This window comes from Micromonospora sp. NPDC049049 (assembly GCF_040649115.1).
Taxonomy (GTDB): domain Bacteria; phylum Actinomycetota; class Actinomycetes; order Mycobacteriales; family Micromonosporaceae; genus Micromonospora.
Genome location: NZ_JBEZEX010000007.1, coordinates 34,920 through 51,527, shown reverse-complemented (window position 1 = coordinate 51,527; position 16,608 = coordinate 34,920). Strand labels below are relative to the sequence as shown.

The 16,608-nt window shown below is 74.1% G+C and carries 3 protein-coding genes; all 3 read right to left on the bottom strand.

All coding sequences use genetic code 11. The annotated features are described in order from the left end of the window. Positions 1-6: 6 nt before the first annotated feature. Genes AB0B68_RS09935 through AB0B68_RS09925 form a run of 3 tightly spaced genes read right to left on the bottom strand, consistent with a single transcriptional unit; the run spans position 7 to position 16,606 of the window. Positions 7-7,176, bottom strand: a complete 7,170-nt coding sequence (locus AB0B68_RS09935) for an amino acid adenylation domain-containing protein (protein WP_357259051.1) — start codon at positions 7,174-7,176, stop codon at positions 7-9. Further along, positions 7,176-12,914, bottom strand: coding sequence for an amino acid adenylation domain-containing protein (locus AB0B68_RS09930; RefSeq protein ID WP_357259047.1), 5,739 nt, complete (start codon positions 12,912-12,914; stop codon positions 7,176-7,178). Before AB0B68_RS09930 ends, AB0B68_RS09935 begins: the two co-directional genes overlap by 1 nt. Next, entirely contained in the window at positions 12,911-16,606 is a 3,696-nt protein-coding gene (locus AB0B68_RS09925; RefSeq protein ID WP_357196806.1) for an ATP-binding cassette domain-containing protein, read from the bottom strand. The genes AB0B68_RS09930 and AB0B68_RS09925 overlap by 4 nt, the downstream gene beginning before the upstream one ends. Positions 16,607-16,608: the final 2 nt, after the last annotated feature.

Here is a 16,608-nt window from a genome sequence, read left to right as displayed (position 1 = left end):
GCTCTCCTAGTACGTCGGCTCGTCGGCAAGCAGGGCACTGGCCTCCTCGTCGGACATCTCCTCCAGCTCAGTGAGCAGGTGGTCCTCGATGGCGAACGCGGCGGCCTCCAGGGTGGGACTGTCGAACAGCACCCGGATCGGCACCTGCACGTCGAACGCCTTGCGCAGGTGCACCACGGCCCGCATCGCCAGCAACGAGTCACCGCCGAGGGCGAAGAAGTTGTCGTGCACGCCGATCCGGTCGACCCGCAGGATTCCGGCCCAGACCTCGGCGATGGTCTCCTCCAGGGTGGAGCGGGGTGCCACGTACGGCACGTCGTCCGCCTCGACCGTGTCGGCCAACTCCACCAGTGGTCGCCTGTCGACCTTTCCGTTGGCGGTGAGCGGCAGCTCGTCGATCTCGTGGAACGCCGCCGGCACCATGTACCCCGGCAGCTTGCCCGCGAGGAACTCGCGCACGTCCGTCGGCACGGCACCGGCGACCCGGGGGACGACGAAGGCGACGAGACGCTTCGCGCCACGCGGCTCGCCCTGCGCCACCACCACCGCGCCGCGCACCTCGGGGTGCTGGGCGAGGGCGGTCTCGATCTCGCCCAGCTCGATGCGGTAACCCTGCACCTTGACCTGGAAGTCCTCCCGGCCCAGGAACTCGATCTCACCGCTCGGCAGGAACCGGCCGAGGTCACCGGTGCGGTACAGACGGCTTCCGGTGGCCGGGTCCACGACGAAGCTCGCCGCCGTCCGCGCCTCGTCGTGCAGGTAGCCGCGGGCCAGGCCGACACCACCGATGTGCAGGTGCCCGGGAACCCCGGTGGGTCGGGGGCGCAACGCGTCGTCGAGGACGTGGAAGGTCTGGTTCACCATGGGCCGCCCGTACGGGATGCTCGTCCACTCCGCCGGGACCGCCCCGATCGGGTGGAGGATGGACCAGATCGACGCCTCCGTCGCGCCACCGAGGCTGACCACCTCGGGCCCGTCGAGCGTCCGCCGGATCCGGTCCGGCAGGGCGACCGGGATCCAGTCACCGCTGAGCATGACCAGGCGCAGGCCGCCGGTGGCCTCTCGGACCGTGAGGTGCTCGACGAACAGCTCCATGAGGGCCGGCACCGAGTTCCAGATCGTCACGTTGGCCTTGGTGAGCAGGTCGAGCCAGGCGGCCGGATCGCGGTGTGCCGCCGCCTCCGGGAGCACCACCGCGCCGCCGACGGCGAGCGGACCGAAGACGTCGTACACGGACAGGTCGAAGCTCAGCGACGACAGCGCCAGGACCCGGTCGTCCTCGCCCACCCGGAAGCGCTCGTTGATGTCGACGACGGTGTTCAACGCACCCTCGTGTTCGATCATCACGCCCTTGGGCAGGCCGGTGGACCCGGAGGTGAAGATGACGTACGCGAGGTTGTGGGGCGTGGTGTCGATCGCCGGCAACACACCCGCCGGGAGGACCCGCAGCTCGTCCACCCGCAACACCTCGACGTCGCCGAACCGGTGCGCCCCGGGGCCGGCCAGGCGCCCCTGGGTCAGCACCACACGCACCCGGCCGTGCGTCAGCAGGAAACGCACCCGCTCGTCCGGCAGGTCCGGGTCGATCGGCAGGTACGCGGCCCCGGCGGCGAGCACACCGAGGACGGCGGCGCACTGCTCCCAGCCCTTGTCCATCACCACCGCGACGAGGTCGTCGGGGCGTACCCGCAGACCGACGAGGTGGGCGGCGATCGTTCGGGCGCGGTCCGCCAGCTCCCCGTAGGTGAGCGTCCGGGTGGGCGTGATCACGGCCGGGCGCTCGGGCACCCGGGCGGCGGTGGCGAAGAACGGCTCGTGCAGCAGGCCCACCGGCAACGGCGCCTCGGTGCGGTTGTACGCCGCCTGGGCGGCCAGCTCCGCGTTAGGCACCAGCGACGGCACCGGGTCGGCCCAGTGCGCCTCGTCGGCGGCGAGCCAGTGCAGCACCGACAGCGTCGCCGCGTGCATGGCAGCGACCATGCCCTCGGGGAAGAGACCCTCGACGGCGTCGATGTCCAGCACCAGGGCACCGTCCATCTCGTACACCTGGGTGTCGATCCAGATCTGCGGTGTCTGCGAGATGGAGTAGACCACCTCGCCGATCTGCGGGTGCCCGCCGATGCCCTGGAACAGGCTGGTGAACACGACGGGCATGACGGCGGCGGCGTCTCCGCGTACCCGCTTCAACTCCCGCGCGACCCGCACACCGCTGAACAGTCCGTGGTCGAGGTCGGCGAGGAGTTGGTCCCGGATCGTCCGGGCGCGGGTCTCGAACGACGCCGCACCGCCCGCGTCGATCTCCAACAGCGTCACCGAGGTGAAGTCACCCAGGATCGCGTCGACCTGCGGGTGCAGCGGCAACCGGTGCGCCATCGGCAGGTTGAGACTGAACCGCTGGTTCTTCGACCAGGTGGCGACCACCTCGCCGTACGCGGCCAGCAGCAGCGCGGTCGGAGTGAGGCCGCGCCGGGACGCGGCGGCCTTGACGGTGTCCCACTCGTCCGCCGGCACCTGCCCGGTGAGCCGGGCGAAGCGGGGCGCGGCGATGGTGTGCGGGTCGGCCGCCAGCGGCAACTCCGGGGCGAGGGCCAGTGTCGGCACCCGCTCCTGCCAGTACGCGGCGGCGCGCTGGTACCGCTCGGTCGACTCCGCGGCCCGCGCGGCGAGCACGTAGTCGCGGAAGCTCAACTCCAGCTCGGGCAGGGTCGCGTCCGGCTCGTGGTAGAGCAGTGTCAACTCCCGCATCACGATGCTCGACGCCCAGGCGTCGGTGATCAGGCCGTCGATGCTGTAGTGCACCCGCCCCCGACCTTTGTCGAGCAGTGTGGCGCGCAGTTCGAACAGCGGCCACCGGTCCGGCACGAACACCTGGTGCGACATGGCGGCGCGGGTCCGCTCGAAGCTCGCGTCCACCTCGGCGGTCGGGCGACCCCGCATGTCCTCGGTGACGACGACGTAGTCCGGTACCTCGTCGAGGACCTGCTGCTCGCCGTGCGGCAGCACGACGGTACGCAGCGACCCGTGCCGCCGGATCAGCCGGCGCAGCGCCCGCTGCAACCGCGACACGTCCAGCTCGGGGACGTCGAACTCCTCGTAGCCGTGCATGCCGACGTTGCCCAGCTCGAACACGCCGGTGCGGCCGATCCAGTACGCCTGCTGCACATCGGTCAGCGGGAACGGCAGGTGCGCCGACGCCGGGTCCGGCACGACGGCCGGCAACGACTCGGGGCCGCTGACACCGACCTCGGCGCGGGCCGCGCGTACCGCGGCGGCGAGGCCACGGACCGTCGGGTCGGCGACGAAGGCGCGCAGCGGGACGTCCGCCCCGCACACCCGGCCCACCTGGGCGACGAGCTGAGCGGCGAGCAGGGAGTGTCCACCCAGCTCGAAGAAGCCGACGGTGGGCGCGACGTCCCGTTCGCCGAGCAGGTCGGCGAAGATCGCCGCCACCTCGCGCTCGGTGGGGTCCTCGACCGCGTGGACCTCGGCGGGGTCCTCCACCGCGCCGCCTTCGGTCTCGTCGAGCACGGTGACCACCACGTACCCGGTGGAGGTCGCCGCGCCCACCACCCGGGCGGCTGTCCGTTCGACGGCCGACAGGTCCGCCACCGGCCACCCGTAGGTCACCCACTCCGCGTCGGACTCCCGGCCGAGCGCCGCCGCCTGCGCGACGAGGTGGCCGGCGAGCGGGTTGTCCGGCGTACCGCCGAGCAGGTGCACCTCGACGGTGGTGACCGGCTCCCGCGCGCCGACGCCCACCGCCGCCAGCGTGGCCAGGGCATCGTCGGCGGACGTGCGGGCGTCCACCGGCACCAGCACTGTCACCGGACCGGGCTGACCGGCACCCAGCTGGTCGTCGACGCTCGCACCGGCGGTGGTGAGGGCCCGCCGGAACGCGGCACCGACCACAGTGTCGCCGGCGAGCTGGTATCGGGCGCCGGTGTGCCGCTCGGGGGCGGCAGCCGGAGCCGCGGTGACGTGCGGCAGGAAGCGGTGCCCCCCACGCAGGGCCACCACCGGCTCGGGGTGCGCGCACCTGGCCTCCCGGACCACCGAGGCGGCGAGGCGGCGGGCGGCCACCGGCGTCGTGGCCGGGAGCACGTCGAGCAGTGTCCGGGTGCCGGACGCGCCGCCGGTCGCCCAACCGGCGAGCACGCCGCGCGGCGGCACCAGCGTCTCGGTGCCGGTCACGTCGAGCGCGCCGTCGGTGACGACGACCACCCGGGCGTACGCGTCGCCGCGCCTGCTGAGCGCGTCACCCAGGGCCGCGAGCGTGGGTGCCGGGTCGCCCTGTAGAGCCGCCAGCAGCACACCGTCGACCCGCTCCTGCGGCGGCAGCGACGTGCGGAGCGCGCCGGTGGCCGGATCGAGGTCAGCGGCGACCACCCGGGCCCCCGCCGCGCGTAGCTCGTCGACGACGCCGTCCGGCAGACCGGCGTCGACTGCCAGCCAGGCACCGCTCCCGGTGGTCGCCGGGCCGGCACCGCCGGCCCGACGGTAGCCGCGCACGACGAGCCCGTCGGCACCCGCCCGGCTCGTCACCGCGTCCCGGGGAGGATCGACCCAGCAGCGTTCCCGCTCGAACGGGTAGGCCGGCAGAACCGTCCGCCGGGGCGGCACGTCACCGTGCAGCGCCTCCCACCCGATCGCGACGCCCATCCGCCACAGCGCACCGGCGGCGGCGAGAAGCTCCGTCTCGGCGTCGGCGTCCCGGCCGGCCGACGGCAGCGACGCCACCGCGCGGGCGGCCGACCCACCGGCGAGGCGGGTCAACACCCGCCCGGGGCCGACCTCCAGCACCACGGCGTCGGCGTCGGCGTCGCGCAGCGCCGCCAGGCCGTCGCCGAAGCGGACGGTCGACCGCAGTTGCCGGGCCCAGTACGCGGGGTTGGTGGCCGACTCGGCGGTGATCCAGGTACCTGTCACGTTCGATACGAAGGGGATCTCCGGCGCCGAGCGCGGCACCTGGGCCACCTCCGCCTCGAACGCCGACCCGGCGGCGGCCATCGCCCGCGAGTGGAACGCGTGCGAGGTGGCCAGACGGGTCGAGGCCACCCCCCGCTCGCGCAGCCGGGCCTCGAGAGCCGCCACGGCCTCGGGCGGCCCGGAGACGGTGCACTGCCGGGGGCCGTTGACGGCGGCGAGGTCCAGCACATCGTCGAGCAGCGGCAGCAGCTCCGCCTCGGCCAGCGGCACCGCGAGCATCACGCCCGGCTCCGCCGCCTGCATGAGCCGACCGCGTGCCGCGACCAGGCGCACCGCGTCGGGCAGTGCGAACACCCCGGCCAGGCAGGCGGCCACCAGCTCACCCACACTGTGCCCGAGCAGCCCCGCCGGTCGTACGCCCCAGTGCGCCCAGAGCTTCGCCAGCGCGTACTCGACGACGAACAGCGCAGGCTGCGCGTACCGGGTCTGCTGGAGCTGTTCCGCGGCGGTCTCCCGCTGGTCGTCGGCGGGGAACAGCAGGTCCCGGATGTCCGTGTCGAGCAACGGCGTCAGCAGGTCCGCGGCCCGGTCCACCTCGGAGCGGAACACCGGCTCAGCGACGTAGAGGGCGTGCGCCATGCCGGTGCGCTGCGCGCCCTGCCCGGGGAAGGTGAACAGCACCGCGCGGTCGGTGGCGGTCTCGGCCGGCCCGGTCGCCGGTCGCCGCAACACCTCGACCACCTCGGCGAGGCTGCCGCCGACGACCGCCCGGCGGTACGGCAGGGTCCGCCGGCCGCGTTGCAGGGTGTACGCCACTTCGGCCAGCGGCGTGTCCGGGTGGGCGCTCAGATGCGCGGCGAGCCGCTCGGCAGCCGTGTCGAGGGCGGTGGGTGTGGCGGCGGACAGGGGCAGCACGTGCCGCCGGCGGCTCTCGTGGCCCGCCACGCGGGTCGGGGCCTCCTCCACGACGACATGCGCGTTGGTGCCACCGATGCCGAACGAGCTGACCCCGGCACGGCGCACCCCGCCGGGCCACGGGGTGCGGGCCGCGACGACGTGGAAGGGACTCGCGTCCAGACCCAGCTCGGGGTTGGCGGTGCGGAAGTGCAGCGACGGTGGGATCTCGCCGGCCCGCAGCGCCAGCACCGTCTTGATCAGACCGACGACCCCGGCGGCGGTGTCGAGGTGCCCGACGTTCGTCTTGACCGAGCCGAGCCCGATGCGGCCCGGCGGCAGGTCACCGAAGGCGCTCGTCAACGCGGCCACCTCGATCGGGTCACCGAGCGGGGTGCCGGTGCCGTGCGCCTCGACGTAACCGATCGTGCCGGGGTCGACCCCGGCGACGGCGAGCGCCTCGGCGATGACGTCGGCCTGCCCGTCCACGCTCGGGGCGGTGAAGCCGACCTTGCGGTCGCCGTCGTTGTTCACTGCCGAGCCTCGGATCACGGCGTGTACCAGGTCGCCGTCCGTCATCGCGTCGGCGAGCCGCTTGAGCACGACGATGCCGGCGCCGCTGCCGGCCACCGCGCCGGTCGCCTCGGCGTCGAACGCCCGGCAGTGGCCGTCGGCGGAGAGGATGCCGCCCTGGGTGTGCCGGTAGCCACGGCGGCGGGCGATGACCGTCGCGCCGCCGGCCAGCGCGACGTCGCACTCGCCGGCCAGCAGCGCCTGCGCGGCCATGTGCACGGCGACCAGGGAGGTGGAGCAGCCGGTCTGCACGCTGATGCTGGGGCCCCGCAGGTTGACCTTGTAGGACACCCGGGTCGGCAGGAAGTCCTTGTCGTTGCCGATGGAGGTCTGAAACGCCCCGACCCGGGCCACCAGGTCCGCGTTGGGCAGCAGATTGTGCAGCAGGTACGAGCTCTCCCCCACCCCGGCGTAGACACCTGTCACCGGTGTCGTGGAGTCGAACGGGTGACCGGCGTGCTCCAACGCCTCCCAGGCGCACTCCAGGAAGATCCGGTGCTGCGGGTCGAGCAGCTGCGCCTCACGGGCCGAGAACCCGAAGAAGCGGGCGTCGAAGCCGGCCGGGTCGTCGAGGACGCCGAGGGCGCGGACGTAGTTGGGGTGGTTGAACTCCTCGGGTGCGACGCCGTCGGCGATCAGGTCGGCGTCGTCGAGGGTGGTGAGCGATTCGACCCCGTCGCGCAGGTTGCTCCAGAAGGCGTCGAGGGTGGCGGCCCCGGGAACCCGGAGCGCCATTCCGACGACGGCGATGGCGGTGTCGGGCAGCGTACGTTCCTCGGTCATCATGCGTCCCCCCTGTCGTGATGCCGGCCCGGCCGACGTCGCTGTGTGCGCGCCCGTTGGATGGCGGCGCGTGTCTCGGCGCGGTGGTGCGCGGCGGACATCGCCGGCGTCCGGTCCCCGGACGCCAGGTGCCGGGCGAGTGCCCGCACTGTGGGGTGGCGGAACAGCTCCACCACCGGCACCGTGCGTCCCAGCCGCTCGGACAGGTGCGTCTGCACCCGCATCACGAGCAGCGAGTGCCCACCGATGTCGAAGAAGTTGTCGTCGACGCCCACCTCGTCGACCACCAGCACGTCGCGCCAGATCGCCGCCACCGCGCGCTCCAACTCGCTGCCGGGCACACCCACCCCGGCAGGGGTCGGGGCGGCGGGCGGCGCGAGGGCGGCGCGGTCGACCTTGCCGCGCTCGCTGCGTGGCAGGCGGTCCAGCGTGACGATCGTGGCCGGCACCATGTACCCGGGCAGCCGGTCGGCCAGGTGCGCGCGCAGCAGCGCCACGTCCACGTCGCCGGGCGTCACGTAACCGACCAGCGTGGGTCGGCCCGGCACGTCCTCGCGCAGCACCGCCGCCGCCTCCCCGACCGCGGGGTGGGCGCCGAGCGCCGCCTCGATCTCGCCCAGCTCGATCCGGAAGCCGCGCACCTTGACCTGGTCGTCCTCCCGGCCGAGGAACTCGAGCACCCCAGCGACACCGAGGCGGACCCGGTCCCGGGTGCCGTACATGCGGTCGCCGGGCGGGCCCCACGGGTCGGGCAGGAAGCTGACGGCGGTGCGGGCCGGGTCCCCGACGTAGCCCTGCGCCACCCCCGGTCCGCCGAGCCACAGGTCCCCCGGGACCCCGCGCGGCACCGGCCGCAGTCCACGATCGAGGACGTACGCCCGCACGCCCGGCAGCGGCAGTCCCACCGGGACGCTGCCGGTGACCGGCTCCCGGTCGCCGCCCGGCTCGTGCACTGTGGCGGTGATGGTGGCCTCGGTCGGGCCGTACGCGTTGAGCCAGCGCACCTCCGGCGCGGCGGCGCGCCACTGGGTGAGCCGTCCCGCGTCGACCCGCTCGCTGCCGACCACGACGAGCCGCAGGTCCGGACAGGAGGCGGGCGGGTGACGGTCCAGCACCGCCACCCACTCGTGCCAGTACGACGCCGGCAGGTTGAGCACTGTGAGTCGCTCCCGGCGGGCCAGCGCGGTCAACTCGTCGAGACCGGGCACCGGCCCGGCCGGCGGCAACACCACGGTCCCGCCCCGGATCAGCGTTCCGAACAGCTCCTCGGCGGCCACGTCGAAGCCGAGCGCGGCGAACTGGAGCACCCGGTCAGTGTGGGTGAGCGCGTAGTGCCCGGCCACCGCCTCCAGGGTGTGCACCAGGTTGCGGTGGCTGACGCGGACGCCCTTGGGTTGCCCGGTGGTGCCCGAGGTGTAGAGCACGTACGCCGTCGCCGACGGGTGCACCGGCGGGCCAGCGGCGGCCGGGGCGGCGAGCACCGCGTCCTCGATCGCGACGAACGGCAGGTCGACGGCGGGCGGGCGGGTCTCGCGGGAGCCGAGCAGCAGCACCGCCGACGAGTCGGCGAGGACGTGCGCCAACCGCCTCGGCGGGATCGCCGGGTCCAGTGGCACGTACGCGGCCCCGGCGCGCAGGACGCCGAGCAGCGCCGCCGGCCAGTCGGGGCTGCGCTCCAGCAGGACGGCGACGGTGTCACCGGGGCGTACACCCCGGGCGGTCAGGTGGGCGTGCACAGCGGCGGCACGGCTGTCCAGCTCCGCGTGGCTGACCTGCCGGTCGCCCTGCACCAGCGCCGGGCGCTGCTGCCAGCGCGCCGCGGCGGCGGCGACCAGGCCGTGCAGAGTCGACGCGGTCGGCGCGTCGGTAGACCCGCCGACCGACGGGACCGGCTCGGGGCCGGGCAGGAGATCCAGAGTGGACACCGGAGCGTCCGGGGCGCTCAGCGCCGACTCCAGCAGGGTGCGGTAACTGTGCGCCAGCCGCTCGGCGGTGTCCCTGTCGAACAGGTCGACGTCGTACTCCACGGTGCCGCGCAGCTCGCCCGTGGCGCTGGGCACCTCGTCCCAGGCCACCGTGAGGTCGAACTTCGCCACCCGGCCGGGTGGCTCGGTCACCCCGACCGACAGACCGGGTACCGCGTCGGTCCGCTCGGGCAGGTTCTGTGCCGACAGCATGACCTGGAACAGCGGGGTACGACTGGGGTCGCGTGGTGGCCGGACCGCCTCGACGACCTGCTCGAACGGGACGTCCTGGTGCTCGTACGCGCCGAGCACCGCGTCCCGCGCCCGGGCCAGCACGTCGACGAAGGTCTCGGTGTCCTGCCAACGGGTCCGCAGCACGACGGTGTTGACGAAGAAACCCACAAGGTCGTCGAACTCGGAGCGGGTGCGCCCGGACACCGGGCTGCCGACACTGACGTCGCGGACGTCCGCGTACCGGCCCAGCACCAGCTGGAACGCGGCGAGCAGCACCATGAACCGGGTGACGCCGTGCCGCCGTCCCACCGCGTCGAGGCGTTCGACGAGGGCGGCGGGCAGCCGTACGTCGAACGTCTCTCCCCGGTGTCGGGCGGTGGCCGGGCGGGGACGGTCGGTCGGGAGGTCCAGTGCCGCGGGCGCACCCGCGAGCTGGTCCACCCAGTACGCGAGCTGGGTCGTCCGCGCGTCGCCGGCCAGCAGCGCGCGCTGCCACAGGGTGTAGTCGACGTACTCGACGGTGAGCGGGGCCGGTGCGGGCGTGCCGATGGTCCGGGCGGCGTAGAACGCGCCGAGGTCACGGATCAGCACGCCGATCGACCAGCCGTCACAGACCGCGTGGTGCAGCGTCATCAGGAGCATCGCGTGCTCGTCGGTCAGCCGGACCAGGTGCCAACGGGCCAGCGGCCCGGTGGCGAGGTCGAAGGGTCGGGCGGCGGCGTGGCGCAGGAGGGCGTCGGCCTGCTCGTCACGGTCGGCCCGGTCGCGCAGGTCGTCCACTGTGAGGGCGGCCGCTGGCTCGTCGTCCACGACCTGCCAGGGCTCGCCCTCGATCGTCACCAGCCGGGTCCGCAGCGCCGCGTGCCGCGTCACCAGCCCCCGCAGGCCGGCGTCGAGGGCGTCGACGTCGAGCGGGCCGTCCACTGTGAGCACGAGCGGCACCGAGTAGACCGCCTGACCGGCGTCGAGCCGGTCGAGGAACCACAGCCGCTGCTGGGCGTACGACAGGGGGTGCGGCCCGGGGCCGGCGGCCGGCACCGGAGGGCGGGCGTCGTCCGGGTCGGCGTCGGCGACGCGCGCCGCGAGCGCGGCGACGGTGGGCGCCTCGAAGGCGGCGCGGACGCCCAGCCGCACGCCGGCGGTGGCGGCGATCCGCGCCACCATCTGCGCCGCGAGCAGCGAGTGGCCGCCGAGGGCGAAGAAGTCGTCGGCGGCGGACACCACCGGCACGCCGAGCAGGTCCTGCCACGTCCGCGCGACCAGTTCCTCGATCGGGCCGCTGGGCGGCACGCCGTCGGCGGCCCGGACGCCGTGGTGCGCGTCGGGCGCGGGCAACGCTCGGCGGTCCACCTTGCCGTTCGGGGTGACCGGCAACGCGGCCAGCGGCACGTACCAGGTCGGCACCATCGCCTCGGGCAGCCGGGCGGCGAGGTGGGCGCGCAGCTCACCCGCCGGGACCGGGGCGTCGTCCGGGACGACGTAGGCGACGAGCCGACGTTCGTCGCCGTCGCCGTGCACCGTGACGGCGGCCGCCCGGACGCCCGGGCAGGTGGTGAGGGTGCTGGCGATCTCGTCCGGCTCGATCCGGACACCACGGATCTTGACCTGCTGGTCGGCCCGGCCCAGGCACTCCAGTTGACCGTCCTCGCGCCACCGCACCACGTCACCAGTGCGGTAGACGCGGGCGCCGGGCTCGAACGGGCTCGGCACGAACCGCTCGGCGGTCAGGTCGGGCCGGCCGACGTACCCGTGTGCGAGACCGGCACCGCCGATGAACAGCTCCCCCGGAGCGCCGATGCCGGTCAGACGGCCGTGGTCGTCGAGGACGTAGAGCAGCTCCCCACCGATCGGTCGGCCGATCGGGGTCCGCGCCGCGTCGCCGGGCAGGTCGGTCACGTCCCAGGTGCTGGAGAACGTGGTGCACTCGGTCGGGCCGTACCCGTTGACGAGGCGCAGGCCCGGCAGGGCGGCGGCCAGCGTGGCGACCCGGCGGGCGTCGGCCGGCTCGCCGCCGAAGTAGAGGGCGCGCAGCGGGGCGAACATCGCCGGGTCGGCGTCCACGCACCTGTGGAACAGGGCGGTGGTGAGCATCAGCACCGTGACGCCGTGCTCGGCGAGTCGTCGACCCAGCCGGGACGGCGTGAGCACGTCGTCCTTGGGGACGCCCACCAAGCGCGCGCCGTTGAGCAGCGCACCCCACACCTCGAAGCTCGCCGCGTCGAACGACACGTTGGCCGCCTGGGCGACCGCGTCGGCGGGCCCGACGGGGAAGTATTCGGCGCGGTGAACCAGCCGGACGATCCCGCCGTGGGTGGTCTCGACCCCCTTCGGCCGCCCTGTCGACCCGGAGGTGTAGAGGACGCAGGCCCGCTGGGTCGGGTACGTCGGCGGCCACGTCGGCACGGACCGCCCCGCGGGCAGCACCAGCCGGTCGAGCCGCAGCACCGGCAGGTCGTCGACGACGGCCACCGGACCGTCGGCGAGCAGCAGCCGCGCCCCGCTGTCACGCAGCATGAACTCCCGCCGCGCCTCGGGGTAGGACGGGTCCAGGGGCAGGTACGCCGCCCCGGTGGCGAGCACCGCGAGCATCGCCACGACGAGCTGCGCGGACGAGCCCATCGCCAGGCCGACGACACTGCCCGGGGTGACCCCGTGTCCGGTCAGGACGGTCGCCAGAGCATCCGCCTGGGCGCGCACCTCGGCGTACGTGAGGGTGGTGCCGTCGTACTCCAGAGCGACGGCGTCCGGTGTCGCCTCGGCCTGGCTGAGGAACGCCGCCGGAACGCTCGGCGGACCTGCCGTACCGCCGCCGGTGCCCCACCGGGCGATCAGCTCGCGCTCCTGCGCCGACGTGTGCACGAGGGTGGAGATCGGCGAATCGGGGTCGGTCAGGGCGTTGTCGAGCAACGTCAGGTAGTGGTCGGCGAACCGGCGCATCGTCGCGTTGTCGAACAGGTCCGGGTCGTAGGCGAGGACGCCGGACGCCAGGTCGGGCCCCGGCTCGTCCCAGAGCACGCTCAGGTCGGGCGGCACCGCCCCGGTGGTGGCGGGGGCCGCTCCCACCCCCAGTACGACCGGGCAGAGCGCGGCACGGCTCGGGTCGCGGGGTAGGCCGAGCGCCTCGGCCACCCGGTGCAGCGGGACGCCGGTGTACGGCGAGGCCGCCCGCAACCCGGCGTCGACCCGCGCGAACAGGTCGGCGGCCGACGGGTCGTCGTCCCACCTGCCGCGCAACGGCACCAGGGCGTCGTCCAGCGGCGTCGCGGTGGCCAGGTCCCGGGTGCCGGCGTGCCGGCCCAGCACCACCTGCCCCACGGCGAGCAACGGCACGGAGGGCGCGACGCCCACCGCCGCGCTCACCGCATGCAGCCGTCGGGTGGTGTCCGGGCCGACGGTGAGCGTCACCCGGTCGGTGTGCTGGCGTCGACGGGCCGGGCGGACCCGGTCGGTGACCAGGTCCAGGGTGGGTACGCCGGCCAGCCCGGCCCGCCAGTGGGCGAGCGCGTCCGCCTCCGCGGCCACCGCGCGCGACCCGGTCACTGCACCGGCTCCCCGAGACTCGACTGGCCGGCGCGCTGCCCGACCGGGTTCGTCGCCCCGGTCAGCACCCCGGCCGGATCGCTGTCGGTGACCCGGGCCACCAGCCCACCGTCGAGCGTCACCACCCGGTCGGCACCGGCCAGGGTCTCCCGGCGGTGGGCGATGGTGAGCACCGTCGCGTCGGCGAGGTCCACCGCCAGCAGCCGCTGGATGCGGGCGTCGGTCTCGGCGTCGAGGCTCGACGTGGCCTCGTCGATGAGGACCAGCTTCGCGTCCCGCAGCAACGCCCGGGCCAGGCAGAGCAGCTGTCGTTCACCGGCGCTGAGCTGTCCGCCGCCGGCGGACAGGACCGCGTCGAGACCGCCACCGTCCACGCCGAGCAGCCGGTCGGCGAGACCCACCTTGGTGAGGACGGCGGTGACCTCCGCGTCGGGGTACGCACCGGTCGGGTCGATGTTGTCCCGCAGGGTGCCGGGCAGCAGCACCGGATCCTGCGGTACCACCTCGACGGCGGCCCGCAGGTCGGCCAGCCGCAGAGTGGCGGTGTCCACCCCGTCGATGAGGATGCGCCCCTGCTCAGCTGGCACGAACCGCAGCAGCGCGGTGAACAGGCTGGACTTGCCGCTGCCGGTCCGGCCGACGATGCCGATCTTGCTGCCCGCCGGGGCGTCGAACGACACGCCGTTCAGCGCGGCCGGGCCACCCTCGGAATAGCGCAGGGTGACGTTCTCGAAGTGGACCTCGCCGGCGGTGGGCCAGCCGGCCGGGGCCGGTCGCCCGTCGGTCGGCTCGACCGGCAGCCGGGTGTAGTCGTCGACACGTTCGAAGCTCGCCAGCGACAGGTCCATCATCTGCACCGTCATCAGGCTCATCGCCAGCGCCTCCATCAGCGCGTACACGAAACTGATCCCGACACCGGCGAGCCCGGCGCCGATCCCGCCCACGGCGACGATCAGCACCCCGTACGTCAGCAGGACGACCGCGCCGAGCATGTCGAGCTTCAGGTTGAAGTGCCGCGACAGCGCGTTGACCGTGTAGTCGGCGTGGTGCGCGACGCGGACCCGCTCACCGAACGCGGCCTGGTAGCCGCGCACCCGGCTGTTCCGGCCCTCGATCGAGGTGACCCCGTCGACGGCCTCGTTGAGCAGCGCGAGCATCGGCTCGTTCGCCTGCTTCGACAGCCGGGACGCCTCGACCGTGCTGGCCCGGGTGAGCCGCTGCCAGCGGAGGTAGACCACCAGCAGCAGCGGGGCCGCCACCAGCATCAGCGGACTGGTGAAGGCCAGCGCCGCCAACGGCACGACCAGGCCGACGGCGACCCGGAGGGTGTCCATCGTGGTCTCCGGCAACTCCAGGTCGATGGTCTCCATGTCACCGGAGAACCGCGCCAGGACGCGTCCGGAGGAGTTGCGGTCGAAGAACGACAGCGGGGCCCGGAAGACCCGGTTCAGCATCGACCCGTGCAGGTTCTGGCCGGCGGACACACCCCGGGCGAAGGCGAAGCTGAACAGCCCGCGATCCAGCACGAGCGCCAGCAGACCGATGGCGGCGAACACGCCCGCGTAGTACAGCGTGTCCTGTCCGGCGTGCTCGGTCCAGTGGCCGAGCCAGAACGACGAGCCGCCCAGGACGGCCTGCCCGCCGACTGCCAGGCCGAGCAGGACGACAGCGAGGAGGCCGGGGGTCAGCACCTGCAGGTAACGGCGGTAGGTGGCGGAACCGACCTTGCCGGCGCGGACCGTCTCCTCCTCGTCCTCGGCGGCCATTTCCTCGGCCACCTCGTCCAGCGCGGCGCCGTCCGGGTCGGACGGCGTCGCGGCCTCGGCGGCCATGGCCGGCAGCAGGTCCGGCATCTGCGCGGCGACGTCGGCGAACCGGCCCGCCGCGACCACCCGGCCGCCGTCGAGGACCACCACCCGGTCGGCCCGTCGGGCCACGTCGAGGCGGTGGGTGGCAACGATCCGGGTACGCCCGGCGAGCACCCCGTCGAACAGCGCCTCCAGGATGGTGCCGGCGACCGCGTCGTCGACGGCGCTGGTCGGGTCGTCGAAGAGGTAGACGTCGGCGTCCTCGTAGGCGGCGCGGGCCAACGCGATGCGCTGCCGTTGCCCGCCGGAGAGGTTCACGCCCCGCTCGCCGATGGCCGTGCCGTCGCGGGCCGGCATCGCCGCCAGGTCCGCCTCCAGGGCGGTGGCGCGGACGACCGCCGCGTACCGGTCCGGATCGTCGGGCGAGAAGCAGCGGATGTTGTCGACGACGCTGCCCTGCATGATCCAGGGGCGCTGCGGCAGGTAGACGGCGCTGCCGCCGACCTGGGCGGTACCCGCGACCGTCGGCAGCGCCCCGGCCAGCGCCGCGAGCAGCGCGGACTTGCCGCTGCCGACCCGGCCCAGCACGCAGATCAACTCACCGGGCGCGACCCGCAGGTCGACGCCGGTCAGGACCGGCCGGGCGTCCGCGTCGGCCCCGGGCCAGGTGAACGACGCCCCGTCGAGGTCGACCGCCCCGGCCGGCGCGTCGTCATCGGTCGACGCCTCGGCGGTGTCCGGGGCCCGCAGGAAGGTCGTCACCTTCCCGAACGCCACCCGCCACTCGTTGCGCATGTCCAGGTAGCGCACCAGCTCAGGCAGTTGGGACCGGAGGACGGTGAGCACGGCGATCGCCGCGAACACGTCGGCCGCCTTCAGTTCGTTGCCCAGCGCCGCGTACGTGACCAGAGTGGCCATCACCATCAGCACCGGCGCGGCGGCGTTCACCAGGTAGAGCGTGGCGAGCCGCTTCTGCCGGCGGACCAGCAACGCGTTGAGCGTCGCGCGTTCCCGGCCGACAGCCCGCTCGGCGACGTCCTCCCAGCCGTGGGTGCGCAGCGTCCGCATGGCCCCCAGGTACTCGCCGACCAGCCCGATCCGGACGCCGTTCGCGTCCCGGATCGCCGGCACCAGCGCGAAGACCCTCTCGTTGGCCACGTGCGACAGCCACAGGCCGGCGATGAGGATGACGATGCCCACCAGCGCCGCCCAGCCCAGCAGCACCCACAGGACCACGCAGGAGCCGGCGATGCCCAGCGGCACCGCCCACGCCATGTGCGTGAACGCGACCCGCCCGACCCTCCGGGCGTCGGACGAGGCGAGGGTGATGACCTCCCCGGAGGGGTGGGCCAGTCGGGCGCCGCGGTCCATCCGCAGGTACTTGCGCAGGATCTCGGTCCGCAGCAGCGCGGTGATCGAGTGCGCGGTCTTCCACACCTCGGACCACTGGTGCTTGTGGCTCAACGCGTCCAGGACGTAGAAGCCGGCCAGGCCGGCGGCGATCAGCAGACCCTCCACCACCGGGCCCCGGCCGTCGCCCTCGAACCAGGCGATCAGCTCCCGCACCAGCAGCGGCCCGACGGTCGCGCAGGTCTGGTAGGCCAGGAAGATCAGGCCCGCCCACCAGAACCGCCGGCGGTAGGTCTGGTAGAGGGCCCGCCGCAGCCCGTCCGGTTGGTCCCGCCGGGCGGCCCAGGCACGCTCGAAGACCGGGGTCACCCGCTCCAGGTGGTCGTACCGGGGCGGCGTCAGGCTGTCCGACAGCTTCAGTGGTCGGCGCAGGGACGCCTTCACCAGGATCGAGGGCCATTGGACGAAGAGTCGGGACAGCACTCCCGCGTCCTGTTCGGCACTCGGGCGGACCGGTGTGGTGGTTGTCGACACGG